General features: G+C 70.8%; 26 protein-coding genes and 1 pseudogene. 13 read left to right on the plus strand and 14 right to left on the minus strand.

What is annotated here, in order from left to right; all coding sequences use genetic code 11:
• Window positions 1–80: 80 nt before the first annotated feature.
• Window positions 81–206: pseudogene (locus C4T42_RS32410) on the plus strand (lactoylglutathione lyase); the annotation flags it as partial.
• 38 nt (window positions 207–244) lie between these two features.
• Window positions 245–607 carry a DUF1428 domain-containing protein gene (locus tag C4T42_RS12760; RefSeq protein ID WP_103985193.1) on the plus strand — a complete coding sequence of 121 codons (363 nt, stop codon included), beginning with the start codon at window positions 245–247 and terminating at the stop codon, window positions 605–607.
• A gap of 64 nt (window positions 608–671) precedes the next feature.
• On the opposite strand, the gene C4T42_RS12765 is transcribed toward C4T42_RS12760, so the two are convergent.
• The 3 genes from C4T42_RS12765 to C4T42_RS12775 form a co-directional block, all read right to left on the minus strand.
• Window positions 672–1,094 (minus strand): DUF2852 domain-containing protein, encoded by a 423-nt coding sequence (locus C4T42_RS12765; protein ID WP_103985194.1) that lies wholly within the window; start codon window positions 1,092–1,094, stop codon window positions 672–674.
• Window positions 1,095–1,268: 174 nt separating this feature from the next.
• A complete protein-coding gene (locus C4T42_RS12770) occupies window positions 1,269–3,686 on the minus strand; it encodes an MASE4 domain-containing protein (protein ID WP_103985195.1) in 2,418 nt (805 codons plus the stop codon).
• Window positions 3,687–4,018: 332 nt separating this feature from the next.
• Window positions 4,019–4,828: a GntR family transcriptional regulator gene (locus C4T42_RS12775; protein ID WP_170868080.1), complete on the minus strand. Its 810-nt coding sequence runs from the start codon at window positions 4,826–4,828 to the stop codon at window positions 4,019–4,021.
• A 53-nt stretch (window positions 4,829–4,881) separates the two neighbouring features.
• On the opposite strand from C4T42_RS12775, the gene C4T42_RS12780 reads away from it, so the two are divergent.
• A complete protein-coding gene (locus C4T42_RS12780) occupies window positions 4,882–5,811 on the plus strand; it encodes a ribokinase (protein ID WP_091924660.1) in 930 nt (309 codons plus the stop codon).
• Between the two features lies 1 nt (window position 5,812).
• Here C4T42_RS12780 and C4T42_RS12785 read toward each other — a convergent pair whose 3' ends face one another.
• Complete coding sequence (locus tag C4T42_RS12785; protein ID WP_091924657.1) at window positions 5,813–6,898, minus strand: helix-turn-helix transcriptional regulator; 1,086 nt, start codon at window positions 6,896–6,898, stop codon at window positions 5,813–5,815.
• A gap of 335 nt (window positions 6,899–7,233) precedes the next feature.
• Between C4T42_RS12785 and C4T42_RS12790 the strand changes: the two genes are divergently transcribed.
• Together C4T42_RS12790 and C4T42_RS12795 are read left to right on the plus strand one after the other, a co-directional pair.
• Window positions 7,234–7,437, plus strand: a complete 204-nt coding sequence (locus tag C4T42_RS12790; RefSeq protein ID WP_091924654.1) for a hypothetical protein — start codon at window positions 7,234–7,236, stop codon at window positions 7,435–7,437.
• Between the two features lie 16 nt (window positions 7,438–7,453).
• The gene (locus tag C4T42_RS12795; RefSeq protein ID WP_091924652.1) at window positions 7,454–8,140 is read left to right on the plus strand and encodes a LysE family transporter; all 687 of its coding nucleotides are present in this window, start codon (window positions 7,454–7,456) and stop codon (window positions 8,138–8,140) included.
• A 154-nt stretch (window positions 8,141–8,294) separates the two neighbouring features.
• Here C4T42_RS12795 and C4T42_RS32735 read toward each other — a convergent pair whose 3' ends face one another.
• The 4 genes from C4T42_RS32735 to C4T42_RS12810 form a co-directional block, all read right to left on the minus strand.
• Entirely contained in the window at window positions 8,295–8,423 is a 129-nt protein-coding gene (locus C4T42_RS32735) for a hypothetical protein (protein ID WP_020091741.1), read from the minus strand.
• Between the two features lie 108 nt (window positions 8,424–8,531).
• Window positions 8,532–8,768 carry a hypothetical protein gene (locus C4T42_RS12800; RefSeq protein ID WP_020091740.1) on the minus strand — a complete coding sequence of 79 codons (237 nt, stop codon included), beginning with the start codon at window positions 8,766–8,768 and terminating at the stop codon, window positions 8,532–8,534.
• A 143-nt stretch (window positions 8,769–8,911) separates the two neighbouring features.
• A complete protein-coding gene (locus tag C4T42_RS12805) occupies window positions 8,912–10,267 on the minus strand; it encodes a sigma-54 dependent transcriptional regulator (RefSeq protein WP_056521335.1) in 1,356 nt (451 codons plus the stop codon).
• Entirely contained in the window at window positions 10,264–12,069 is a 1,806-nt protein-coding gene (locus C4T42_RS12810) for an ATP-binding protein (protein ID WP_244540685.1), read from the minus strand. Before C4T42_RS12810 ends, C4T42_RS12805 begins: the two co-directional genes overlap by 4 nt.
• Window positions 12,070–12,421: 352 nt before the next feature.
• On the opposite strand from C4T42_RS12810, the gene C4T42_RS12815 reads away from it, so the two are divergent.
• Window positions 12,422–13,765 carry a dicarboxylate/amino acid:cation symporter gene (locus tag C4T42_RS12815; protein WP_091678645.1) on the plus strand — a complete coding sequence of 448 codons (1,344 nt, stop codon included), beginning with the start codon at window positions 12,422–12,424 and terminating at the stop codon, window positions 13,763–13,765.
• Between the two features lie 174 nt (window positions 13,766–13,939).
• Here C4T42_RS12815 and C4T42_RS12820 read toward each other — a convergent pair whose 3' ends face one another.
• On the minus strand, window positions 13,940–15,016 hold the full coding sequence (locus tag C4T42_RS12820; RefSeq protein ID WP_020091736.1) for an HD domain-containing phosphohydrolase: 1,077 nt from the start codon (window positions 15,014–15,016) through the stop codon (window positions 13,940–13,942).
• A gap of 23 nt (window positions 15,017–15,039) precedes the next feature.
• A complete protein-coding gene (locus C4T42_RS12825) occupies window positions 15,040–15,591 on the minus strand; it encodes a protein phosphatase CheZ (RefSeq protein WP_020091735.1) in 552 nt (183 codons plus the stop codon).
• A gap of 463 nt (window positions 15,592–16,054) precedes the next feature.
• Here C4T42_RS12825 and C4T42_RS12830 point away from each other — a divergent pair, with 463 nt between their 5' ends.
• Genes C4T42_RS12830 through C4T42_RS12840 form a run of 3 tightly spaced genes read left to right on the plus strand, consistent with a single transcriptional unit; the run spans window position 16,055 to window position 18,617 of the window.
• On the plus strand, window positions 16,055–16,648 hold the full coding sequence (locus tag C4T42_RS12830; RefSeq protein ID WP_020091733.1) for a TadE/TadG family type IV pilus assembly protein: 594 nt from the start codon (window positions 16,055–16,057) through the stop codon (window positions 16,646–16,648).
• The gene (locus tag C4T42_RS12835; RefSeq protein WP_042673245.1) at window positions 16,648–17,286 is read left to right on the plus strand and encodes a TadE/TadG family type IV pilus assembly protein; all 639 of its coding nucleotides are present in this window, start codon (window positions 16,648–16,650) and stop codon (window positions 17,284–17,286) included. Before C4T42_RS12830 ends, C4T42_RS12835 begins: the two co-directional genes overlap by 1 nt.
• Window positions 17,287–17,303: 17 nt before the next feature.
• A complete protein-coding gene (locus C4T42_RS12840; protein WP_020091731.1) occupies window positions 17,304–18,617 on the plus strand; it encodes a TadE/TadG family type IV pilus assembly protein in 1,314 nt (437 codons plus the stop codon).
• A gap of 15 nt (window positions 18,618–18,632) precedes the next feature.
• On the opposite strand, the gene C4T42_RS12845 is transcribed toward C4T42_RS12840, so the two are convergent.
• On the minus strand, window positions 18,633–19,244 hold the full coding sequence (locus tag C4T42_RS12845; RefSeq protein WP_234081040.1) for an XRE family transcriptional regulator: 612 nt from the start codon (window positions 19,242–19,244) through the stop codon (window positions 18,633–18,635).
• Window positions 19,245–19,389: 145 nt separating this feature from the next.
• Between C4T42_RS12845 and C4T42_RS12850 the strand changes: the two genes are divergently transcribed.
• The 4 genes from C4T42_RS12850 to C4T42_RS12865 are packed head-to-tail and all read left to right on the plus strand — an operon-like array spanning window position 19,390 to window position 22,848.
• Window positions 19,390–20,163 carry an ABC transporter substrate-binding protein gene (locus C4T42_RS12850; RefSeq protein WP_026604723.1) on the plus strand — a complete coding sequence of 258 codons (774 nt, stop codon included), beginning with the start codon at window positions 19,390–19,392 and terminating at the stop codon, window positions 20,161–20,163.
• 5 nt (window positions 20,164–20,168) lie between these two features.
• Window positions 20,169–20,822: an amino acid ABC transporter permease gene (locus C4T42_RS12855; protein ID WP_012317380.1), complete on the plus strand. Its 654-nt coding sequence runs from the start codon at window positions 20,169–20,171 to the stop codon at window positions 20,820–20,822.
• Window positions 20,819–21,550 carry an amino acid ABC transporter ATP-binding protein gene (locus C4T42_RS12860; RefSeq protein ID WP_020091727.1) on the plus strand — a complete coding sequence of 244 codons (732 nt, stop codon included), beginning with the start codon at window positions 20,819–20,821 and terminating at the stop codon, window positions 21,548–21,550. Before C4T42_RS12855 ends, C4T42_RS12860 begins: the two co-directional genes overlap by 4 nt.
• A gap of 8 nt (window positions 21,551–21,558) precedes the next feature.
• Window positions 21,559–22,848 carry an FAD-binding oxidoreductase gene (locus C4T42_RS12865; RefSeq protein WP_020091726.1) on the plus strand — a complete coding sequence of 430 codons (1,290 nt, stop codon included), beginning with the start codon at window positions 21,559–21,561 and terminating at the stop codon, window positions 22,846–22,848.
• Window positions 22,849–22,864: 16 nt separating this feature from the next.
• On the opposite strand, the gene C4T42_RS12870 is transcribed toward C4T42_RS12865, so the two are convergent.
• From C4T42_RS12870 to C4T42_RS12880, 3 genes are read right to left on the minus strand one after another with little or no spacing between them, the layout of a single operon-like run.
• Complete coding sequence (locus C4T42_RS12870) at window positions 22,865–24,028, minus strand: MFS transporter (RefSeq protein ID WP_020091725.1); 1,164 nt, start codon at window positions 24,026–24,028, stop codon at window positions 22,865–22,867.
• Between the two features lie 30 nt (window positions 24,029–24,058).
• Window positions 24,059–24,496, minus strand: coding sequence for an arsenate reductase (glutaredoxin) (arsC, locus tag C4T42_RS12875; protein WP_020091724.1), 438 nt, complete (start codon window positions 24,494–24,496; stop codon window positions 24,059–24,061).
• A complete protein-coding gene (locus C4T42_RS12880) occupies window positions 24,489–24,848 on the minus strand; it encodes a metalloregulator ArsR/SmtB family transcription factor (RefSeq protein ID WP_020091723.1) in 360 nt (119 codons plus the stop codon). Before C4T42_RS12880 ends, arsC begins: the two co-directional genes overlap by 8 nt.
• Window positions 24,849–24,857: the final 9 nt, after the last annotated feature.

Consider the following 24,857-nt stretch of genomic DNA (forward strand, 5'->3'; position numbering starts at 1 on the left):
GGTCTGCACCCTCCCAAGCGATCATAACGCCTTCCCCGGCAGGGGAAACAGTCCGGCGAACCGCTGCACGACGTCCCGGTCCCCGCCCGCCGCAGGAGATGGGCACGTTCATGTACGGCCGGAACATCGAGGATCCGGATGGCCACGTCGTCGAGCTGACGTGGATGGACCCCGAGGCCGTGACGCGAAGGCAGTCCCCGGCCTGAAGCCTTTCCGCGCGCACCCCGACTCGAGGAGGCAACCCATGACTTACGTGAGCGGGTTCGTCACGCCGGTTCCCGACGCGAACCGGGAGGCCTATGTCGCGTCGGCCAGGGCGGCCTGGGCGCTGTTCCGGGAGTACGGCGCGCTCCACCAGATGGAGGCCTGGGGCGACAACGTTCCGGAGGGCGAGCGGACCGATTTCCGGCGGTCCGTCGCCCTTCGCGACGGCGAGAGCGTCGTCCTCGGGTGGATCCTCTGGCCCGACCGGGAAACGGCAGACCGGTGCGAGGCCGCGATGCGGACCGATCCGCGCTTCCGCGATCTGACCATGCCGTTCGACGGGGCGCGGATGATCTTCGGAGGTTTCGCCGCGGTCTTCGAAGCGTCGTGCGGGGCGGCGTAGAGGAGACGAGGATCCTGATCCTCGACGGCGTGGCCCCGACGCTCCGGTGCAACCCTTAGGCGACCTAGCCTTTTCGATGTTCGGCCTGATCGGCGGTGCCGGCGATGTCGACCGCTGCCCCCGATCCCGCGGGATGTTCCGCCACGAAGCGCTCGAAGGTCGCGCGATCCTTGGCGCGCTTCAGCGCGTCGACGAAACCCTCGAAGTCCCGGAGACGCGTTTCGAGCGCGCGGCGCTCCCCCTCGATGCGGCCGATCTCGCCGTCGCGCCAGGCGTCGAAGGCGGTGTTGCCGCTGGTCCGGGGCGACGTGAACCGGGGCCGCTCACGGAACACGGTGCCGGGCCCGAGGGACCGGCGCAGGCGTTTGAGGCCCGGCAGGCCGGACAGCCCGAGATCGCGCCGCACGAGCGCCTGCCGCGCGACGAGGACGAGGGCGGCGAAGCTGCCGACAGAGAGGGCAACGTGGATCCAGGGCATGATGGGCATGGGACAGCTCCTTGCGCGTACCGGCGCCGTTGAGGACGGACGGAGCATGCCGACATGCCGCTGCTGCGGGCTGAACCGGTCGGTTAAGGCCGGGTTAAGCCTTCAGGCCTGTTGACGGACAACCCGTCCGCGACGCCGCGCGACCGCGGGGCGGAATGCCCTGGGTCCGGGGGTTCAGCCCAGGACGACCCTGAGCTTGTTGGCGAGTTCGTCCCGTTGATAGGGCTTGCTCAGGAGAGGCAGGTCGGCCGGCACCGCGTGCTCGTCGAGCGCCGTGCCCGTGTAACCGGACGTCAGGAGCACCCGCAGGCCGGGACGCAGGCGCCGGGCCTCGACCGAGAGCTGCACGCCGTTCATGCCACCGGGCATGACGACGTCCGAGAACAGGATGTCGATGCGCTCGGGGCCGCCCAGCCGCTCCAGAGCCTCCGACGCCCGGGTCGCGGTCAGGGTCCGGTAACCGAGCTCGCCCAGGCTCTCGACCGCCATCTCCAGCACCGCCGGCTCGTCCTCGACCACCAGCACCACCTCGCCGGAGGCCGCCCGCCGCAGCGGCAGGGTGTTGTCCGGCCGGGCCTCGACGGCCCTCTCAGCCGAGCGCGGCAGGTAGAGCTCGATGGAGGTGCCGGCGCCGGGCTCGCTCTTGATCTGCGCGTGCCCTCCGGCCTGCCGCACGAACCCGTAGACTTGGCTGAGGCCGAGGCCCGTTCCCTTGCCGACATCCTTGGTCGTGAAGAACGGCTCGAAGGCGCGGCTGCGCGTGGCGGCGTCCATGCCCTGGCCCGTGTCGGTGACCGAGACGAGCACGTAGGCGCCCGGCCGCAGGTCGGGCCGGTCGGGAATCTCCGCGGCATCGAGGTGCCCGTTGCAGGTCTTGACTGTCAGGACGCCGCCGTCCGGCATCGCGTCCCGGGCGTTGACCGCGAGGTTCAGCACCGCACTCTCGAACTGTCCCGGATCGAGCCGGACCGGATCGAGGACCGCGTCGAGGTCGAACCGGATCTCGACGGTCTCGCCGACGGCCCGCTTCAGCAGGGCCTGGAAGTCCTTGAGCAGCCGGTTGGGGTTGACGGTCTCGGGTCGGAGCACCTGGCGCCGCGAGAACGACAGCAGCTTCTCGGTGACCTCGGCCCCGCGCCGCGCCGCCGTCATCGCCGACGTGGCCAGCCTCTCGACGCGCTGCGGGTTGTCGGGCTTGCGCACGATCATGTCGAGGTTGCCGACGATGATGGTCAGCAGGTTGTTGAAGTCGTGCGCCACGCCGCCGGTCAACTGGCCGATGGCCTCCATCTTCTGAGCCTGGTTCAGGCGTTCCTCGGCCTCGCGCTGGCGCGTCGTGTCCATCACGACGCCCGCCATGGACCGGGGCTGGCCGCTCCCGTCGCGGTAGACCTTGCCCCGCATCGTGACCGAGCGGGCGGCCCCGTCCTCGGCCCGCCGGATGTGGCAGTCGATGTCGAGGCGGCCCGTCCCGATGGCGGCATCGAACGCCGCCCGCACGGCGTCTCGGTCCTCGGGGACGACGTGCTCGACGAAGGTCCCGACGTCCCATGCCGCGACCGGAGCGCTGTGGCCGAAGATCGCGTCGTGCCTCGGCGACCGGCGCGCCGTGTTGCCACGGAGGTCGAGCTCCCAGTCGCCCATCTCGGCCGCTTCCAGCGCCAGGGCGAGGTTGTCGCGGGCACGCTGCAGCTCCGCCCGCCGGGCCTCCCGGTCCTCGGCGGCGGCCGCGGCCTGGGCGTACAGGAAGTCGACCTCGCGCAGGTAGACGCCGAGCAGGATGAAGCCGGCCACCAGGGCTTCCATCCGGCCCGCGAACCAGCCGACCGTGCCGCGGGCGGCGCCCGGAAGCGTGACCATGTTGTCGAAGACGAGCAGCAGAAGCGACACGGCCAGCCAGAGCTGCAGCACGGTCCGCAGGCGGGTCTTCCACCACAGCACGGCCAGCGCGACGACGGTCAGGGCGACCACGCCCGGCCCGATGCCCGAGGTGGTGAGCAGCCAGTAATCGTCGCCCTCGACGCATTTCGGCAGGAGGTGGACGTAGCGGACGGCCACCACGCCGGTGAGCGCGGCGGCCGCGACGGTCCCGGCGACGGTGGCCCAGCCGATCCGTCCGGCCTTTCCGCGCGGGGCCTGCGGCGGACGCTCGTCGCCCTCCAGGAGCGCGTAGGGCAGCGCGAAGAGCGGCGGCCCGAGATGCCAGAAGGTCCAGAGCCACGTCGTGGTGTCCGGCCCGTCGCCGAGGAGCCGACCCTGCGCGAGGACGTTCGGGAACGACAGCATCTGCAGGAGGACGACGAGCGTCACGTAGAGGCTGCCGGCCCCGAGCACGAGCAGCGGCGCCGAGCCGATGCGGCGGTACTGCGTGAGGAACAGGTACGTGGTCAGGCCGTAGACCACGATCAGCGCCGATTGGTAGACGGGCACGAAGCCCGGCATCGGCGGCATCGGGCGGTTGGCGAACGGCAGCAGCGCGAGGGTGACGGCCCCGAACAGGAGGCTGACGGCGACCGCGAGCCGACGCTGCGTCCGGCCGGCCCGGGCTGTCGCCAGGGTCGCCAGGGTCGGCGCCGTCGAGGACTCGCTCATCGTGTGCTCCGGACCGAAGCGGGATGGCTGGCTGCGCCGGCTGATCGCTCGCGAGACATCAGGTGTACCACGGCGCTTCTCGCTGTTCCACGCGAGGCATCGGGGCGTTCCCGTCCGTTAAAAGGGCGAAGCTCGGCCGTCGCTCCCGTGCCGTGGCGGCGGTGGGCGACGGATGGCGGCCTCGGCGGAATCGCCTTGCCCGGCGAGCGTGGAGAGCTCTTTCCTGAAGGAGGCGGGTCCCCGGCGCGGGCTGGGAGCGGTTCGAGCGGGGCATCGCCCAGCCCGTCGTGCGCACCGTACGGAAGCGAGTCCGGTTCGGTCAGCCGGGCACACTACGCGCGCAGATTCAGCCGATAGCGATAGGCATCGCCTCGGAACAGGCCTTCCACGTACTCGATCATCACCGAGTCCTGATTGTAGCTGTGGCGCTTGATCAGCAGGCACGGGAGGGGCTGTTCGAAGGCGAAGATCTCGCACTCGTCAGCCGTCGGCATGGTCGCCTCCACCGTCTGCTCGCAGCGCACGAGGCGGCCGCCCGGGTGCGCGCTCAGGAAGGCGTAGACGGAACCGGAGAGGTCGCCGGTCTCGAGGGCGGGCACGGCGCGGATGTTGTACCAGGCGACCTCGCGCGACATCGGCACGCCGTCGCCGGAGCGAACGCGCGTCAGACGCAGGAACGGGGCCGTCGAGGGCAGGCCGAAGATCGATGCGATCGAGCGGTCCTCGGTGACCGCCCGATCGAGGATGCGCGAGGATGGGATCTTCCCCAGCTCCCGCATCTCCTCCGTGAAGCCCTTGAGCCGGTCCATACCCGGGCGCACGGGCTCGGGGGGACGGCGCACGAGGAAGCCGCAGCGCCCGCGCGGGACGAGCAGCTCGTTGTCGCTGAGTTCGGCATAGGCGCGTTGGACCGTCACGCGGCTGACCCCGAGGCTGTCGGCGAGCTGGCGCTCGGCCGGCAAGGTGACGCCCGGCGGCAGCGAGCCCGACAGGATCAGTTCGCGTAGCTGACCCTCGATCTGCCGGTACAGCGGCATCGCCGTGTCGGCGCGCAGGCGGAGGAGAGAGAGCACGGAGGGACGCTCGCCCTCCGCGAGGTCCGCCTCGACAGCACCCTTGATCGTCCGATTTTTGGGGCGCACGTCCGATCGGCCTCCGGTACAGCTATTCGCAGTGTACAGGTTCGGAGCGCTCCATGCGCCTGTTCGTCGTCGGAAGCTTCGTGATCGCCTGCTCGGTCAAGGTGGCGCGGCTGCCGCAGGCGGGCGAGTCCCTCGATGGCTTGGCCTTCCTCGCCGAGCCTGGCGGCAAGGGCTTCAACCTCGCGCTCGCCGCGCACCAGCTCGGCGTCGAGGTGGACGGACTCTTCGCCGTCGGCACGGACGTGTTCTCCCCTATGGTCCGCGCCACCTTCGCGCGGGTCGGATTCGCCGAGGACATGCTGGTGCCGCATGCCGGCTCGACGGGCGCCGGCGTCGCGTTCGTCGACGCGGCCGGCGAGAACTGTCTCGCGGTCTGCCTCGGTGCCAACCTCGCCCTCGGTGCGGAGGACGTCCGAGCCGTCGCCGCCCGCCTCGAGCGAGCGGACCTCGTGGCGGCGACGTTCGAATCGCCGGACGCCTCGATCCGAGCGGCGTTCGCGCTCGCTCGGCAGGCGGGCATCCCCACGCTGCTGAATCCCTCCCCGATGCGCCCCATCGACCCGGCGATCCTGGCCGATACCGCGATCCTCGTCGTCAACGCGGTCGAGGCCGCCGACCTCGGCCTCGGGACTCCCGACGCCATCGCGGACGCCACGGAAGCGACGCCGGGGATCGCCGCCCTGCTCTCCGGAGGCCTCGGACTGCTGATCGTGACCCTGGGAGAGCGCGGCGCGGTGGCGTTCCGCCCCGGACTGCCCCCCCTCCGCCAGCCGGCCTTCGCGGTCGCGGCGGTCGATACGGTCGGCGCGGGGGACGCGTTCACGGCCGGGCTGATCGCGGGCCTGCTCGCGGGAGAGCCCCTCGACGCGATCCTGCGGCAGGCCGCGGCCTGCGGTGCGCTCACGACCTGCCGGTTCGGGGCTTTCGAGGCCTTTCCGACCGCGCAGGTGCTGGCCGCCTTCCTCCGCGACGCCGATATGTGATTCACGCCGCGCCCAGGCGCTTCGTCGTCTGCCCGCTGAAGAGCGCGAGCGACGTGACGATGCTCAGCAAATCGGCCTGCCGCTTCGTTCCGGTCTTGTTGAAGATCGAGTTGAGCTGGGTGCGGACGGTGCTTGTCTGGACGCCGACGCTCTCGGCGTAGCTCTGCAGACGCAAGCCTCCGGCGAGCGCCTGGAGCAACCGCGCCTCCGCCGGCGTCAGGTCGAACAGCATGTTCAGCAGGCCGTCGTCCGGAACCGCCCGCGCGCCGACATGCACGAGAACGAGGAGCACCGCCGAGGCACCGAAGACGTCGCCGGGGCGCTGCTTCAGGCGCATGACATGAGCGATCTGAGGACGGTTATCAGAGTAGCTGCGCACCGGCATCGTCTGCGCCGCGCGCCGGCCGCCAACGACGTTGCCGATCGCGTCCTGCAGCAGCTTGCTGTTGATCAGGCTCTTGAAGAGCTGGCCGCCGTGCTGGCCGGGGGGCAGGACCTCCTCCCGCTCCTGCAGCCGGGCATTCATGGTCAGCACCCGACCCGAGGCCGACAGAACGGCGGCGGGGAGTCCGATCTGGCTGAGCGTCGCGGTCGTGACGCGGCCGCGCTCGCAGCTGAACTGAGCGCTGAGCTCGCAGGCGCGCACGAGGTGTGGTCGCAAGGCGTCCAGTCCGGGCAGGACGGAGGCCTCATGGGGGCCGGTTTGAGCCCGCCGTTCGGCGGTCACGATCGCGATGTCGCCTGTCGAAAGGGGAATCGTTGTGCCCACCTGCCAGAACGGCCTGTCGCCTTCGCGGGGCCAGCCTTCGTAGGAGGCCGGCACGAGGTCGACGTCGCGCGTGAAGCCCGCCTGGGCGTCGGTGCGCCACGGCGCCATCCGACCGCTGCTGCGCCCCGCGCCGGTCTGGTGACCGAGTCGCTGCTCCAGGGCCGGTGAGGCGATCCAGCGGGAGGTCCCGACGGGCGGGAGCACCGTGAGCACAGCGCCGTCCGAGTTCGCCATATCGCCGATGGACTGGAGGACGTCGGGCCAGAGTTCCGGCGTGCCCGCAGCCTCGTAGATCCGGTCGATAAGCGCTTCCCGCATTGGCACGTCCCGCGACGATTCTTCTGACCGCGGTAATACCAATATCAGTCCAAAACCGACATTTGCATCCTTCAAATAGAGGATGCCGTCCGGCAGGGACGGTGCGCCGAGGGCCGTTTTGACGGACTTGCCGCCCCCCGGCCCCGGACACGCGGCGTCGACACGGCCGCCCTGACCGCCGGCGCGGCGGTGTAAGTGCCTGGCGCCACGGTGCTTTGTCGCCCGACCGGAACGCCGGCGGCGAGCGCGACGCGGCGCTGGCGGTGCCATCCGCCGAACAGAGGATGCCAGGGTTCCGGCCCTCCCTAGTGTGTCGACGCGAGGGAGGAACAGCCATGAAAACAGTCGTCGCCACCGCCGTGGTCGTCTTGTTCTGCGTCGGCGCCCGCGCCGACGAGCTGAACGACATGCCGGACATCGCGTGTGCCCAAGCGTCGTCCGCCGTGGAGCGCGATCACATCGGGTGCCCGGGCACCGACAGGGCGGCCGCGGGGTCCCGGGCGGCCGCCTCGCCCCTCGACCGCGCGGAAGACGACTGACCGGATTCCCGGTGCCATGAGCGTCGTCGCCACGGCACTGCTCACCGGCGCGAGTCTCGGTCTGTCCATCGCCGCGCCGATCGGGCCGACGAGCTTGCTGTGCGTTCAGCGAACGCTGTCAGGCGGCCTGTCGACCGGCCTCGCCACCGGGCTCGGTGTCGCCACCGTGCACCTGACATACGGGGGTCTCGTCATGCGCTGGGGCGCGGAGCTCGCCGCGGTGTGGTCGAACGGCGCCGTTCTCTCCCTGATCTCGGGGGCGGTGCTTCTCGCCCTCGCGGTCCGGGTGCTTCGCAGCGTCTCGGTGCTGCAGGAGGGCCGCGCGTGCCGCGACACGCTGGCGGTGAGCTACGGCAGCGCGGTCGTGCTGGCCCTGACGAATCCGGTCACTCCCGTGCTGTTCCTGGCCGCGATGCCGGCCTTCCTCGAGCGCGGGACCGCGCCGTTCCCGGTCCTGGCGGCCGGTGTCTTCGTCGGCTCGTTCGGCTGGTGGGTGATGCTCAACACCGCGGTGTCCCTGTTCCGGCGCTGCGTGACCAGCCAGGTTCTGAATCGGATGAACAAGGCCGCGGGCCTTCTTCTCGCCCTCCTGGCGCTGAGCTTGCTCGTTCGGGGGCTGGACGGTGGCACGGCGGCCCGTTCGAGCAGCGCGGGCGTGAGCGGGGTGTCGGGCGCGGGCACCCGAGCGCCGAGCCGGCTCTGAGCCGCCGCGCAGCGCGGGACGCGATCTCGCCCCGGCTCGCAGCGCGGTCGACAGCGTGGCCGCCCCCGGCCGTGTCGGCGGTGATACCGCGGACCGGATCCGGAGAGCCGCGCCCGTCAGGAGCGTCGGAGGCGTACGGTGGGCGCGGGCCGCGTCACTGCCTGCCAGGCACGGTGCCGTGGACGGCGTTGCGCCATGCCTCCGCGCCGCCGGCTTGGTGCCAGAGCCACGCCGTTGCCGCCACCCAGGGGCCACCAATCAGGATGAAGGCGATCAGACCCATGTCGTCCCTCCTCGGCTAGGGAACGCCAGCCTACGCCAAATCGACGCGAACGCCAGGTGGACTTGGCCCGGCCGCGCGCGCGCCGGGGCCGCTCGGCGTCGTGGCACGTCAGCCGACCGGGCCGGCATCGAGCGACACGCGGAAGCGCATCCGCACCACGCCCGTGTCGTCGCGGACCGCCGCGATGTAATCCTGGCGCCCGGGCCGGTCGGAGAGCCCCTGCGCGATCCGCGTCATGATCTTCACGGCCTGCGACCGGGCGGCTTCGAGACCGGGCAGGTCGTAGCCGTCCTTGTCGCGGACGAGCTCGGTTCCGTCGTGCAGGTCGATGAAGAAGCGGGGCATGGGCGGCTCGGCGGGGGGATCCGTCCGCTACGCTAAGCAGTTTCCGCACCGGCCCGCGTACCCCTTTTCGGCAGGTCGCCGTCGCGGCGCTCCCGTGATCGCGCCGGCACCGGCGGTGGCTCGGAACGGGCCGGGCGACGGCCCTAGCGGTAGTCGCCCGGGGTCAGACCGTGCCGGGCCATCTTGTCGTAGAGGGTCTTGCGCGGCAGGCCGAGGGCTTCCGCGGCGGCGCGGACATCGCCGCCGGCCATGATCAGCTCGTCGCGGATCAGCTGCCGCTCGAAGCGATCGACCTGGTCGGTGAGGCTGGCGGCGGCCCTCTCGGCCGCGGGCTGCGCCGCCGCCGCGAGGCCCAGCGCGCAGCGCTCGGCGAAATGGCCGAGCTCGCGGACGTTGCCGGGCCAGGCGTGGCGGCGCAGGTGCTCGCGGATCGCCGGCGTGACGGGCGGCACCGGGCGCCCGAACTTCTCCGCGGCCCGGCGCAGGAAGTGCTGGAACAGCAGCAGCACGTCCTCCCCGCGGTCGCGCAGGGGCGGGATCGCGATCGTGATGACGTTGAGCCGGTGATAGAGGTCGTCGCGGAAGGTGCCCTGCGCGGCTGCCTGCCCGAGATCGACCTTCGTGGCGGCGACCACGCGCATGTCGACCGGGCGCACCTCGTTGGTGCCGAGCGGTTCCACGGTGCGCTCCTGGAGCACGCGGAGGAGCTTGACCTGCAGCGGCAGCGGCATGCTCTCGATCTCGTCGAGGAAGAGCGTGCCGCCCTGCGCGTGCTCGATGCGGCCGACCCGGCGCTTGAGGGCCCCGGTGAAGGCGCCGGCCTCGTGCCCGAACAGCTCGCTCTCGACCACGCTGTCGGGCAGCGCCCCGCAATTCATGGCGACGAGGTTTCGCTCCGCGCGGCGGCTCCACCGGTGCAGGGCGCCGGCCACGACCTCCTTGCCGGACCCGGTCTCGCCGAAAACCAGCACGTCGACGTCGGCCTGCGCCACCTCGCGCACCAGGGCGCGCAGGCCCACGATCTCCGGGGAGGTCCCGAGGAAAGCCGGATCCTCCTCGATCGCCGCGTCGAGCCGGGCCCGCAGCGCCCGGTTCTCGATCACGAGCCGCCGCCGCTCCAGCGCCCGGCGCACGGACACGACGAGCGCCTCGGCGGGATAGGGCTTGGCCAGGAAGTCGTAGGCCCCGTCCTGCATGGCGGCCACCGCCATGCGGATGTCCCCGTGGCCGGTGATCAGGATGACCGGCAGGTCGGGGTCGACCCGGCGCAGCCGCGTCAGGAGGGCGACGCCGTCGAGCCCCGGCAGCCGCACGTCGGTGACCACCACGCCGGGCGGCGCGGCCAGGATCGCCGCGAGCGCCGGCTCGGCGGCCGCGAAGGCCTCGACGGCGAAACCCTCGAGCTCCAGGCTCTGGCCGTTGGCCCGGCGCACGTCGGCCTCGTCGTCGATGAAGACGACGCGCTCGGTCCCCGCCTGCGCGTCCGCCGGTCCGCTCACGGTGTCGCTCCCACGGGCTTGCCCACGTTCGGGACCGCGTCCGCCGCCCGGATCATCTCCATCCGGAAGACCGTCCCGGCGCCGTCGCCGCCGGCCAGGATCAGGTTCCCGCCGCAATCCTCCACGATCCCGCGGGATATGGCGAGGCCCAGGCCGAGGCCGTCCGCCTTGGTCGTGAAGAAGGCGTCGAAGATCTGGCCGCGCACCTCCGCGGGGATCCCGGGCCCGGTATCGGTCACCTCGATCGCGACGCGCTCGTCCCCCTCGACGAGGTGCAGGCTGACGCGGGCCACTTCGCGACCCGCCACGGCGTCGACGGCGTTCTGCAGCAGGTTGACCAGGACCTGCTCCAGCCGCGGGCCGTCCCCGAGGACGCGCAGATCCGGGGCGGGCCGGTCCGCCTCCAGCGGGACGTGCAGCGCGGCGGCGCGCGCCGCCACGAGCTCCAGCGCGTTCGCCACCACCTCACGCAGGGAAACCGGTTCCCGCCGCGGCGAGGCGCGGCGGGCGAAGCCCTTGAGTTGCCGGGTGAGTCCGGCGATGCGGTCGGTGAGCCGCCCGATGGCGGCGGCATTCTCGGCCGCGTCCTCGCCCCGGCCGCGGCGGATCAGGATCGCGGCATTGTCCGCGTAGGAGCGGATCGCCGCCAGCGGCTGGTTGATCTCGTGGGCCATGCTGGCCGCGAACTGGCCCAGCGCCGCGAGCCGGCCGGCCTGCGCCAGTTCGCGGCCGAGGCGCTCGCGCTCGGCCTCGGCGCGCTGCCGCTCCGCGATCTCGGCGCGCAGCTGGGCATTGGTCTCCCGCAGCGCCCGCGTCCGCGCCTCGACGCTCGATTCCAGCTCCGCCCGGCGCGCCGCGGCCTCGGCGAGCCGCGCCCGGGTCCGGCGGCCGCGATCGGTGAGCGCGAAGATCCCGTATCCGGCGAATGCCGTGACGAGGGCCGCGATGATCCAGGCCTGCAGGCGTTCCCGCTCGACGGCGGTGCCGAGCGGCGTCAGCGTCCGCAGCTGCCAGTCCGTGCCCGGTACGGGCGCCTGCGACAGGATCGCGCTCCAGGCCGGCAGCGACCCGCGCCCGACCCGCACCACGTCCGGCTCGCCCGCGACCGGATGGAGCGGCAGGCGCTCCAGGCGTGCGTTGCCGAATTCCTGTCCCGCCTCGATCCGGGCGCGCTCGGCCGCGTCGACGGCGCTGAGCGTGTCGAAGCGCCAGCCCGGCTCGCTTGTGACGAGGACGATGCCACGGGCGTCGGTGACGAAGGTGACCTCACGGGCGGCCCGCCACGCCGACTCGACGGCGTCGAACTCGACCTTCACCACGACGACGCCGCTCCCGGCCCCGATCCGGCGCGCGAGGTACAGGCCCGGCCGGCCGCTGACCGTCCCGAGGGCGAACTGGGAGCCGGCGCCGCCGGCCAGGGCCTGCTTGAAATACGGGCGGAACCCGTAGTCCCGGCCGACGAAGCTGCGATCCTCGCCCGCGTTGCTCGCCGCGACCGTGAGTCCGTCGGCGCGGATGATGTAGATGACCGCCGAACCCGTGGCGGCGGCGACCTGGGCGAGCCGCCGGTCGACACGGTCCAGGAGGTCGCGCCCGGGATCGGGACCGACCGCGGCGGCGACCTCGGGGTCGGCCGCGAGCGCCAGCGGCAGGGACGCCTGCTTCTGCATCTCCGCGAGCAGGACGCCGACCTGAAGACCGATCGCCGAACGGGCGCCGCGCCGCAGGTCCGAGAGGGCCCAGCGCTCCGCGGCGCGCCCGGCGAGCCAAGCCGTCACGAGGATCGCGCAGAGCCCGACCACGACGGCGACACCCCGGCGCGAAGGCGGGCGGTGACCGGAGGGCGGGTGCCCGCTCACCGACGGCGGGCCAGTGCGGAGATCCGGACCGTTCCGACCGGCGACGTGCGGGAATCCGCAAGACCACCCGCAGCCCTGCCGGGAGTCTGCTTGAAAAAAGCTATCTTCAGCAAGTGGTTAAAGAAATGTAGCGGCCGCCGGTCAATTGGCATGCCGGTTGCCATTCTCGTCACGAAACGCAGCCATGTCGTCAGAGAACGGCTGCGCGCCGGAAGGCCAACAGCAAGCGCGGACACCGCCGGGACACCCCGACGCGAGCCGCCCCGCCCGAAACCCGAGACAGGGAGAACGCCCGATGGCTGCCGTACCGTCACCACTCACCGCCCCGCATCCGCCCGCCAAATCGAAGCCGCTGTACCGGACACTGTACTTCCAGGTCTTGGTCGCCGTCGCGATCGGCATCCTGCTCGGCCATTTCTACCCGCAGCTCGGCGCCGAGTTGAAGCCGCTGGGCGACGCCTTCATCAAGCTCGTCAAGATGATCATCGCGCCGGTGATCTTCCTGACCGTCGTCTCCGGCATCGCCGGGATGACCAACCTCGAGAAGGTCGGTCGGGTCGGCGGCAAGGCGCTGATCTACTTCCTGACGTTCTCGACGCTGGCGCTGATCGTCGGCCTCATCGTCGCCAACGTGCTCCAGCCGGGCAACGGCCTGCACATCGATCCGAAGTCGCTCGATCCGAAGGCGGTCGCCACCTACGCCGGCAAGGCGAAGGAGCAGAGCATCGTCGACTTCCTGATGAACATCATTCCCACGACGGCGGTCGGCGCGTTCGCGGGCGGTGAGATCCTGCAGGTGCTGTTCTTCTCGGTGCTGTTCGGCTTCGGTCTCGCCTTCCTGGGCGACCGCGGCAAGCCGGTGCTCGACATCATCAAGGTCCTGTCCGAGGCGATCTTCGGCGTCGTCAACATCATCATGAAGGTCGCCCCGATCGGCGCCTTCGGCGCGATGGCGTTCACGATCGGCAAGTACGGGATCAGCTCGCTGGCCAACCTCGCCTACCTCGTCGGCGCCTTCTACCTGACGTCGGCGATCTTCGTGCTGGTCGTGCTCGGGGCGGTCGCCCGCTACAACGGCTTCTCGATCATCAAGCTCATCCGTTACATCAAGGAAGAGCTGCTCCTCGTGCTCGGCACGTCGTCCTCCGAGTCGGCACTGCCCTCGCTGCTGGAGAAGATGGAGCGGGCCGGCTGCTCGAAGCCGGTCGTCGGCCTCGTGGTGCCCACGGGCTACTCGTTCAACCTCGACGGCACCAACATCTACATGACCATGGCGGCGCTGTTCATCGCGCAGGCGACCGACACGCCGCTGAGCTACGGTGAGCAGGCGCTGCTGCTGCTCGTCGCCATGCTGTCGTCCAAGGGTGCCGCCGGCGTCACCGGCTCGGGCTTCATCACCCTGGCGGCGACGCTCGCCGTGGTGCCCTCAGTGCCGGTGGTCGGCATGGCGCTGATCCTCGGCGTCGACCGCTTCATGTCGGAGTGCCGGGCGCTGACCAACTTCATCGGCAACGCGGTGGCCTGCATCGTGGTGGCGCGCTGGGAGAACGAGGTCGACGAGGCCAAGCTCGCCGCGGCCCTGTCCGGCCAGACCATGGCGCCGCTTCCCCCCGCGCCGGCTCTCCAGCCGGCCGAGTGAGCCAGCGGCGTCGCGGGCCGCGCACGGCGCAGCGCGCGACGCCGTGACGGTGGAAAACGCACGCCGCGCCGCGGATCCCACCGCGGCGCGGCTCTCGCATGCCGAAGGAACGCGGCCGAAGGAACGCGGCCGAAGGAACGCGACGGAGCCGCGGCCCGACGCCGCCGAACGCTGTCAGGCCGCGTCGAGGGTATGGGGCGCGAAGGCGGCGACGACCGGCCGGAACGCGCCGACGATCGCGGGGTCGAGCCGCCCCGCCATGCCCTCCAGGATCGCGTAGGCCGCCTCGCTCGCCATGGGCTGCTTGTAGGGCCGCTGCTCGATCAGGGCCGCGTGGATGTCGCAGACGGTGACGAGGCGGACGAGGTCGGGGATCTCCTCCCCCTTGAGCCGGTCCGGATAGCCCGACCCATCGAGCATCTCGTGGTGCGACCGGACGACGTGCAGCATCTGCTGCTCGAAGCCCTGATCGACGAGCATGCTGTAGCCCTTCTCCGGATGCAGCCGCATGACGGCCAGCTCGGCGTCGTCGAGCCGGCCCGGCTTGTTGAGGATCGCGGCCGGGATGTGGATCTTGCCGACGTCGTGCAGCAGGGCCGCCTTGGTCAGGCGGTGGCGCTCCTGCTCGCCGAGGCCGAGGCTCGCCGCGAAGGCCGCCGCCAGACCGGCGACCAGCAGGCAGTGCTGGTGCGTGGCGTCGTCGAACTGGCGGACCGCCCGGACCCAGTCGCGGATCCCGGTGTCCCGGATCGCGAGGTCGATGGCCTGGGTTCCGTTGTCGATGACGCCGGGCGTGATCGGCTGGTCGGGCACGAACACCGAGGCGTAGAATCCGCGCACCGCCGCGGCCGTCCGCACGGCGCAGGCCGGCAGGGGCTCGTCCGCGAAGGTCGCGAGGCGCGCGGTCGCGCGCGGCGCCCCCAGCGTCTCCCGCAGGCGATCCGTGTCGAAGGGCGCGCACAGCGTGTGGGTCGCGCCGAGGGCGACGCCGAGCAGCCGGGTTCGTGGGCTGTCGGTGTGGAGCAGGACGGTCAGCGGAGCGCCGTGCCGGACCTCCGCGAGACGGCGGCGGAGGCGCTCGACGGAGCTCGCGCCCAGATCGTGCACGTCGGTGACGATCGCGGTCGCGCCGCCGAGGGGCAATTCCGCGGCGCGCAGATCGTGGAGCTCACAGGACAGGCCATCGGACAGGTCCTGAGCCAGGACCTGGCTGCGTGCGGGATCGTCCGTGATGAGGAGTATCCGGCCCATCGGCACGCCTTCCGGACCGCGCCTTACGGGAACATCGCGTCGACCGTGTCCTGCGATACCGAGGCGTCGCCGGGCAGGACGGGGCCGTTGAGCAGGGCCGCCTCCTCGCTGCGCGTGTCGGCCGTCGGATTCGGCCGCGACGGCGGGTCGCCGGGACCGGACCAGACGCGCAGCATCTCGCCGATCCGCTCCTCGACGAGGACGATCGTGCGCACGACCTTCGAGATCCGCTGGCCGGTAAGGTCCTGGAAATTGCAGGATTCGAAGATCGTCTGCATCTCGATCTGGATGGCTCGGGCGTCGGCCCGGTTGGCGTCCTCGCCCGACCGTCTGACGATGCCGCGCGCGAGCGTGTCCACCTTCTCCGAAGCCGTCAGGATCGCGTTGGTGGCGTCCTCGGTGCCCTGCACCACGGCGAGGAGCTCGTCCCGCGCGCGGCTCGTCTCCTGTTCCTGCCGGAGGTCGGCGATCTCCTGGCGCGTGCGCGCGATCGCGTCGGAGATCGACAGGAGCTGGGTCCGGAGGAGCCCAACACCCTCTTCGATGGAGGCAACGTCCGGCAGAGCGCGGGCCATGATCGGGGATCGCCATGCGGTTTATATTGCCCGGTGAAACTATCGGCGACCTCTTAAGCCGCGCTTAATGGCACTTATCTCGACGCGATTCTGTGCCGCTCCGGCCGATCGTGACTGTGCAATGTCCTATTTCCACGTCATCCATACGTCAAAGCACGCCGAACGTGCGCCGAACCCGCGCCTCGTCTTGTCGACCGCTTCGCGCGACGTCGACGCGACGATCTCCGCCTGACCGACGAGTGCGATCTCGCCGCGTTACCGATGAGGGCTGGAACAGCGGCGCTCTCAACTGTTGGTTGATGCTAACGAACTATTCCGGCGCCCGCTCGGTAGCACATGTGCGTGAACGGCACGACTTTGAGCAGTGATGCGCGGAGAAAAGTAAGCTTTTGATGCTCTCTCGAGCTCGGTGGTTCCGATTTCGAGTTGGGATGTGAGCAGGGCAATCCGAGCGGCGTCGCGCTTGCTCGACCTCCGAGAACGGGCCGCGCGCTTCGCGCGGGCACGCGGGGGCGCGACGGCCGTGGAGTTCGCCCTGGTGGCCCTGCCGTTCTTCGCGCTGGTCGGGGCCTGCCTCGAGAACGGGATCGTGTTCTGGGAGCAGGAGATCCTCCAGCAGGCGGTGTCCGACGCCAGCCGGCAGATCTACACGGGCACGTTCCAGACGACGAACGCCGGCACAACCGACCCCGCGACGCTGATGAGCCGCTTCCGGACGGCGATCTGCACGCAGCCGAACGGCACGCCCCGGATCACGATCTTCACCTGCGCCAACGTCCGGGTCAGCGTGATGAAGGTGGCCGATTACGGGTCCGCCACCCCGGTCTCGCCGGTCGCGACCAACGCCAGCGGTGCGAGCGACTGGAACCCGAACTTCGCCAGCTACGCCTGCGCCGGGAACTCGGCCATCGTGATCGTGCAGGCCGCGGTCGACATCCCGGTCTTCTTCCCGCTGCTCGGTGCCGCCGTGCCCAACCTGCCGAACAAGCGGCGGGTGCTGCAGGCCGCGACGGTGTTCAAGGTGGAGCCCTACTCCGCGCCGTCGGGGTGCTCGTGATGGGCGGCCTGCCGATCGGCTTGAGCCGCTTCCGCCACGATGAGCGCGGGATCGCCGCCGTCGAGTTCGCGCTCGTCCTGCCCCTGCTGATCGTCCTGTATTTCGGGACCGCCGAGCTGACGCGCGTCGTCGACGCGACCCGGAAGCTGACCCTGTTCGCGCGCACGCTGAGCGATCTGTCCGGACGGGTGGACAACGCTCTGGCGACCCAGAACGGGATGGCTCTGGCGACGCAGGACGGGATGACGAAGATCACCAGCGCGGCGACCGCGATCCTGCGCCCGCTGGACGCGTCCGGCCTGCAGATCGTGGTCAACGCGATGGGCGTGGAAACGGTCAACGGGTCGCTCAAGGGCTTCGTCTGCTCCAGCTGGCCGCAGAACGCCACGAAGCGCCCGGCCAACCAGGCCAACGGGAGCAACGGACTCCCCGCCACGCCGGCCGCCTATCAGTTCGACGGGGCCCGCTACATCCTGGCGGAAGTCACGATGCCCTACACCCCGATCATCGGGAGTGCTCTGTACCGCTGGATCTTCGGCGGCCGCGGATTGACCTTCTCGCGGCAGATCCCGTGGTCCGAGCGCACCCCCAGCGAGATCGTCATGCCGGGCGGCACCGCCTGCCCGGTCTACAACTAGTGTTTGAGGGAAGGCCCGTGTCGGTGTTCCGCATCCGGTTGAACCGCGCTCTCAGGCTGGCCGTCGCGGCGTTTCCGCGGGCGCGCTCCGGTCAGGTCGCGCTGACGTTCGCGCTGGTCACGCTGCCGGTCATGTTCGCCACGGCGGCGGCGATCGATTACGGGCGCCGCAACGCCGCGAAGACCCAGCTCGACACCGCCCTCGACGGCGCCGTGCTCGCGGTGATGTCGCAGAAGACCAACACGATCCCGGCGACGACCTTGCAGAACATGGAGACGCAGTTCCGCGCCGAGGCCGCCAAGGTTCCGGGCGTCACGGTGACCTCGTTCGTCCCCGGCGCGCCGGTGAACAGCGCGAAGACGCTGAGCCTCACCGCCACCTACACGGCGACGGTCAAGACCAGCCTAGCATCGATGATGCAGATCCCGGCCATGCCCATCAGCGGCACGTCCTCGGCGACCCGCAACACCTCGCAGTACATCAACTACTACCTGCTGCTCGACAACTCGCCGTCGATGGGGCTCGCGGCGACCGATGCCGACGTGAGCAACATGAAGCGCGCGACCAACGGGTGCGCGTTCGCCTGCCACCAGCACACCTTCGACAACAAGGGCAACATCATCGGCGACGATCAGAACGACTTCTACCATGTGGCGTCGCGGAACAACATCAAGCTCCGCATCCAGGTTCTGAGGGACGCGGTCTCGGCGCTCGTCGATCAGGCGAATGTCAGCATGTTGCTGCCGCAACAGTTCCAGATGGAGATGTGGACCTTCAACGATTCGGTGACGCAGACGCGGCTGCAGGCGATGACGCCGACCTTAAACAATATCAAGATCGCGACCCCGAATATCGATATCGCCTACGCCTACTACAATCAGTCCGACAATCAGACCGATTTCGAGCGGGCCATCGCGAAGATGAACGCGACGATCCCGGCCAGCGGCGACGGGCTGACGCCGGACAAGCCGATCCGGTTCCTGTTCATGGTCACCGACGGCGTCGAGGACACCGGCGGCAGCGTCACCAACCAGAGCGCGGGTTTCCAGATCCAGAGCAACCGCTTCATCGGGCCGCTGAGTCCCTCGACCTGCACGAATCTCAAGAACAAGAACGTCAAGATCGGGATCATCTACACGCAGTACCTGCCGATCTACGACAACGATTTCTACAACAGCTACGTCAGGCCGTACGAGTCGAAGATCGGGCCGGCCCTGCAGGCCTGCGCGTCCGACGGCATGTATTTTCCGGTGACCACGAACGGCGACATCACCGCCGCCATGCTGAAGCTTTTCAGCACCACGCTCGCGAGCGTGCGCCTGAGCAACTGACGCGCCGCGCCCCGCTCACGTCGTCGCCGGTGATCCGAGGACGTTGACCCACAGGACGGTGGTCTGGCTGCGCGGGTCGGGATTGCTGAAGCGGTGCGGCCGCCGGCTCTCGAAGCGGAAGCTGTCGCCCTCCGCGAGCTGGAGCGTCCGCGCCTCGACGATCAGGGTGAGGCGCCCCGCGAGGACGAGGCCGGCTTCCTCGCCGTCGTGGCTGAACGGCTCGTCGCCGGTGCTCGCGCCGGGCTTCAGCACCATGTGGAACAGGCTCATCCCCTGCGTGCCCCCTGGCGGGGTCAGGAGCTGCTTGGTGATGCCGGCCCGCCAGAGCTGAAGTTCCGGCCGGTCCTTCCGGAACACGACGATGGGATCCGGGTCGGGCGCGTCCGGCCCCGCTTCGAACAGGCCGCCGATCCCGATCTGCAGCGTGTCGGCGAGCAGCGCCAGGACCCGCAGGGACGGCGACGACAGGCCCCGCTCGACCTGGCTGATGAAGCCGATCGACAGGCCCGTGCTGGACGCCACCGCCTCCAGCGAGAGTCCGCGCGCGCGACGCAGGCCGCGCAGGCGCTGACCCACAGCCCGGTCGACCGGTTCCGGACCCGTTGCCTCGCCTCGGGGGATGCTCACCGTCACGCCAGCCTGCCTCTCGTGTGCTTCTTCATGCACGTGAAAGTCGCTTGCGTCGATACCGAAAACGTGCGGTATTCTTCACGAGAATGAAATCGGGCCCGGCTTCCGCCGCGTGACCCGGGCACTGCACGGGAGCGGCACCATGAGAAGACGGTTGGCCAAGCTGTGTCTGTCGTCGGCGCTGCTCCTCGGCGTCCTCGGCGCTCCCGTCGGCGCGCAGGCCCTGAAGGTGGGATCGACGCCCACCGGCCTGCCCTTCACCTTCCTCGATACCAAGACGAATAGCATTCAAGGCGTGATGGTCGACCTCGTCAACGCGGTCAGCAAGGAGGCGGGTTTCACGGTCGCGGTCGAGCCGCTGCAATTCTCGACGCTGATCCCGGCGCTCACCGCCTCGAAGATCGATATCATCGCGGCGGCGATGTTCATCACGCCGCAGCGCAAGGAGGTCGTGTCGTTCTCGGCGCCCGTCTACAGCTACGGCGAGGGGCTGATCGTCCCGAAGACCGACACGAAGGACTACACGTCCTTCGCCGACCTGAAGGGCGAGACGGTGGGCGCCCAGGTCGGCACCGCCTTCGTCGAGCCGCTGAAGAGGTCGGGCCTCTTCAACGAGGTGAAGATCTACGACGCGATCCCCGACATCATCCGGGACGTCAATTCCGGGCGGCTGAAGGCCGGCTTCGCCGACGCGCCGATCCTCGCCTACTACGTCAAGCAGGGCCTGTTTCCCGGCGTCCGCCTCGTCGAGACCTTCAAGCCGACCGTCGTCGCCTCGGTCGGCCTCAGCGTCCGCAAGACCGACACCGAGCTCCTCGCCAAGATCGACAAGGCGCTCGCCAAGCTGAAGGCCGACGGGACGCTCCAGGCGATCCTGACCAAGTGGGGTCTGCCGCCGTCGGCCGACCGGTCCTGACCTTCATGCGCGAGTTCCTCGCCGACGCGCAGGACTACCTGCCGATCCTGCTGCAGGGCGTGCAGCTCACGATCCTGATCACGATCGCGTCCCTGGTGGTCTCGACGCTGCTCGGGCTGGTCTGGGCGGTGATGCGGGTCTCCGGCATCGCGATCCTGTCGGGCTTCAGCGCGGTGATGATCAACATCCTGCGCGGCATCCCGATCATCGTGCAGCTGTTCTACATCTACTTCGTGATGCCCGATTTCGGCCTGTCGCTCACCGCCGTCCAGGCGGCGATCATCGGGCTCGGCATCGCCTACTCGGCCTATCAGGCCGAGAACTTCCGCGCCGGCATCGAGGCGGTGGATCGCGGCCAGGTCGAGGCGGCGCTGTCGATCGGCATGGGCTGGGGCATGACCATGCGGCGGGTGATCCTGCCGCAGGCGATCCGGATCGCGCTGCCGCCCTACGGCAACATCATGATCATGATGCTCAAGGACTCGTCGCAGGCCTCGACCATCACGGTCGCCGAGCTGGCGCTCCAGGGAAAGCTGATCGCCTCGTCGACCTTCAAGAACACCAGCGTCTACACGCTGGTGGCGCTGATGTACCTCGCGCTGAGCCTGCCGCTGATCCTGCTGGTCCGCCACTTCGAGGCGAAGGGACGGCATCGATGATCGTGCTGGAGGACGTCCGCAAGCATTACGGCGCGCTGGAGGTGATCAAGGGCGTCTCGGCCGAGGTCACCAAGGGCGAGGTCGTCTGCATCATCGGGCCCTCGGGATCCGGCAAGTCGACACTCCTGCGCTGCATCAACGGGCTCGAGGCCTACGACGGCGGCGAGATCCGCGTCGACGGGCAGCGTGTCGACCGGGACAAGCGCGGCATCAAGGCGATCCGCACCCGGGTCTCGATGGTCTTCCAGCGCTTCAACCTGTTCGCCAACCGGACCGCGCTCGAGAACGTCGTCGAGGGGCCGATCCACGTGAAGGGCGAGCCCCGGGGCGAGGCCGAGGAGCGGGCGCGCGCCCTGCTCGCCCGGGTCGGGCTCTCGGGCAAGGAGCACGCCCGGCCGAACGAGCTCTCCGGCGGGCAGCAGCAGCGCGTCGCGATCGCCCGGGCGCTCGCCATGCGGCCGGAGGCGATCCTGTTCGACGAGCCGACCTCGGCCCTCGATCCCGAGCTCGTCGGCGACGTGCTGAAGGTCATGCGCGCCCTCGCCGACGAGGGTATGACGATGCTCGTGGTCACCCACGAGATCGGCTTCGCCCGCGAGGTCGCCGACCGGGTCCTCTTCCTCGACGGCGGCCGACTCGTCGAGCAGGGGCCGGCCGCCGAGGTCCTCAACCGGCCGCAGAATCCGCGTACCCGGGACTTCCTGCAGCGCGTGCTGCACCCGCTCTAGGACACGCCGTGGCCGAACCGTTCCCGCTCGCACCCTCGCTCTGGGCCACGACGGCGGCGCCCGCGCCGGACACGCCGCCGCTGGCCCGATCCGGCCTAGCCGAGGTGGTGATCGTCGGCGGCGGGTTCTGCGGCCTGTCCACCGCCCTGCATCTCGCCGAGCGCGGCATCCGACCCGTCGTGCTCGAGGCGCAGGAGGTCGGCTACGGCGGGTCCGGTCGCAACGGTGGCCAGGTCATCCCCGGCCTCAAATACGATCCCGCCGACCTCGTCGCGCGGTTCGGTCGGGAGCGCGGCGAGCGGCTCGCGCGCTTCGCCGGCGGGACCGCCGACGTCGTGTTCGACCTCATCGCCCGGCACGGGATGGACGTGCCGCATTCCCGCGCCGGCTGGATCCAGGGCGCCCACACCGAGGCCGGGCTCGCCGAGGTCGCCAAGCGGGCGGCCCAGTGGGCGGATCTCGGTGCGCCCACCCGCGTCCTCGACAGGGCCGAGACCGAGCAGCTGCTGGGGACCGACCGCTATCTCGGCGGCTGGCTCGACAGCCGCGGCGGGGCGATCCAGCCCCTGAGCTACGCCCGCGGCCTCGCCCGGGCCGCCCAGAAGGCCGGCGCCACGATCCACGGCGGATCGCCGGTCACCGGCCTCGAACGGACCGGATCGGGCTGGACCGTCACCACGGCCCAGGGCGAGCGGGTGACGACCGGCCGGGTCGTGCTGTGCACCAACGGCTACACGGGCGGCCTGTGGCCGAACCTCGCGCGGACGGTGATCGCGGCGAACTCGTTCCAGGTCGCCACGGTGCCGCTGACCGACAACCTGCGGCGCTCGATCCTGCCCGAAGGCCATGTCTCCTCGGACACGCGCAAGCTCCTGCTCTACTTCCGCCTCGACCATACCGGACGCCTGCTGATGGGCGGCCGCGGTCCGTTCCGGGAGCCGCGCGACCCCGCCGACTGGGCCCATCTCGAGCGGATCGTCGGCAAGCTCTTCCCCCAGCTCGACGGGATCGCCTTCGACCATCGCTGGTGCGGCCGCGTCGCGATCACCCGGGACTACCTGCCCCATCTCCACGAGCCGGCGCCCGGGCTCCTCATCGATATCGGCTGCCAGGGCCGGGGCGTCGGCCTCCAGTCGGCGATGGGCCGGGCGATGGCCGCCTACATCGCGACCGGAGATGCCGGCAACCTGCCCCTGCCGCTGACGCCGATCGAGCCGCTGCCGCTCCACGGGCTGAACCGGCTGTACGTCTCGGCGATCATCGCCTGGTACCGCCTGCGCGACGGCGGCATCCGCTGATCCTACCGGCTCGCCGTCACCGCGCGCGCCACAGCGCCCCGATCAGGCCCAGGGCGGCGAGCGCCAGCGCGAGGAGCATCCACCACAGGGCCCCCGGCCCGACATGGGTGAGCACGACGGCCCCAGCCGGCGGCGCCAGGGCCTGGGCGGCCAGGGCCGGCCGGGCGAGGCGGCCGACCACCAGCGGGTAGCGCACGGGGCCGAACAGGGCGAGCGGGACCGTGCCGCGAGCGATCGAGTAGATCCCGTTGCCGCCCGCGTAGAGCACCAGCCAGAGCGCCACGCCCGGCAGCCCGGCCGCAAGGAGCCACAGCCCGAGGGCGATCAGGCCGAAGGCGGCCGTCAGTGTCCAGAGCGGGTGGTGGCGGCCCTTGAGGGAGATCTCGGCGACGCGGGCGCTCACCTGCGCGGGCCCGATCAGCGCCCCGTACGAGACGGCGGCGGCGAGCGACACGCCGCGCGCCTGCAGCAGGGTGAGCAGGTGGACCGACACCTGGGACATGATCGCGCCGCCGAGGACCAGCACCCCCGCGAACAGCAGGAACGCGCGGCGCTCCCGGGTCGATAGCGGCGCGGACCCCGCCTCCTGTGGCCCGTCGGAGACCGGGAGTTCCGGCGCGTGCGGGATCATCGCGAGGATGAGCGGCAGCGTCACGGCGAGGTGCAGGCCGGCATAGGTGAGGCAGGCGCCCCGCCAGCCGACATGGGCCACCAGGAAGGCCGAGAGCGGCCAGCACACGGTGCTGGCGAACCCGCCCCAGAGGGTCAGCGTGGTGATGGCCGGCCGCGCGGCCGCGCCGTAGAGCCGCCCGAGGGTCGCGAAGGCGGGGTCGTACAGGCCGCAGCCCATGCCGGCGCCGAGGATCAGCCAGCCGGCGAGATAGATCGGCAGGCTCGGCGCCACGGCCACGACGGTCAGCCCGGCGGCGAGGAGCAGCGCCGCGAGGGCGAGGACCGGCCGCCCGCCGTGCCGGTGGATCGCCGCCCCGACATGCGGCGAGGCGAGGGCCGCGACGAGGAGGCCGAAGGCCAGTCCGCCGACCACCCAGGCGAGGGGCCAGCCGGTGCTCTCGGCGATGGGGGCCGCCATCACCGCCGGCAGGTAGAACGACGAGCCCCAGGCGAGGATCTCCACGACGCCGAGTGCGGCGATCACCGGCCAGCGGCTGGCTTCGCTCATGTCCGGACCGCCGCCACGGCCCGCGGGCGCTCAGGCCGTGGCGACACGGCGGCCCTGCTCGTCGACCACCGGCTCGCCGTCCTCCTTCACGAACCCGCCCCGCTGCGGCGGCAGGAGATCCAGCACCGCCTCCGATGGGCGGCACAGGCGTACGCCCTTCGGCGTGACCACCAGCGGCCGGTTGAGCAGGACCGGATGCGCCGCGACGGCGTCGAGCAACTGCCCGTCGGTCAGGTCCGGGTTGCCGAGGTCGAGCTCGGCGTAGGGCGTGCCCTTCTCCCGGAGCACGTCGCGCACCGACAGCCCGGCGCGGTCGAGGAGCTGTAGCAGCAGCGCGCGGGCCGGCGGCGTCTTGAGATACTCGATCACGTGGGGCTCGATCCCGGCGTTACGGATCATCGCGAGGGTGTTGCGCGACGTGCCGCAGGCCGGATTGTGGTAGATCACGACGTCGAACGGCTCAGACATGTGCGGCGTCTCCCGAGGGGCTGAGGCAGGCGGCCAGGGTCTCCGCCGCCGGCGTGCAGATCTCCGCGCGGCCCTGGCAGCAATCGCGCATCAGGAACGCGATCAGATCGGCCAGCACCGGGTAGGCGGCACTGTAGAGGATGGAGCGACCGTCGCGCCGCGAGCTGACCAGCCCGGCGCGGCTCAGTTCCTTCAGGTGATGCGACACCGTGGCGGCCGACACGCCGACCGCCGCGGCCAGCGTCCCGGAGGCGAGGCCCTCCGGACCGGCTCTCACCAGCGCCCGCACCAGCCGCAGTCTGTGCTCCTGCGCCAGGGCCGCGAAGGCCGTCAGGGCTTGCGCGTCGTCCATTTTCCCGAC

Origin of the sequence: Methylobacterium sp. 190mf (genome assembly GCF_900107945.1) — a bacterium.
Lineage (GTDB): Bacteria > Pseudomonadota > Alphaproteobacteria > Rhizobiales > Beijerinckiaceae > Methylobacterium.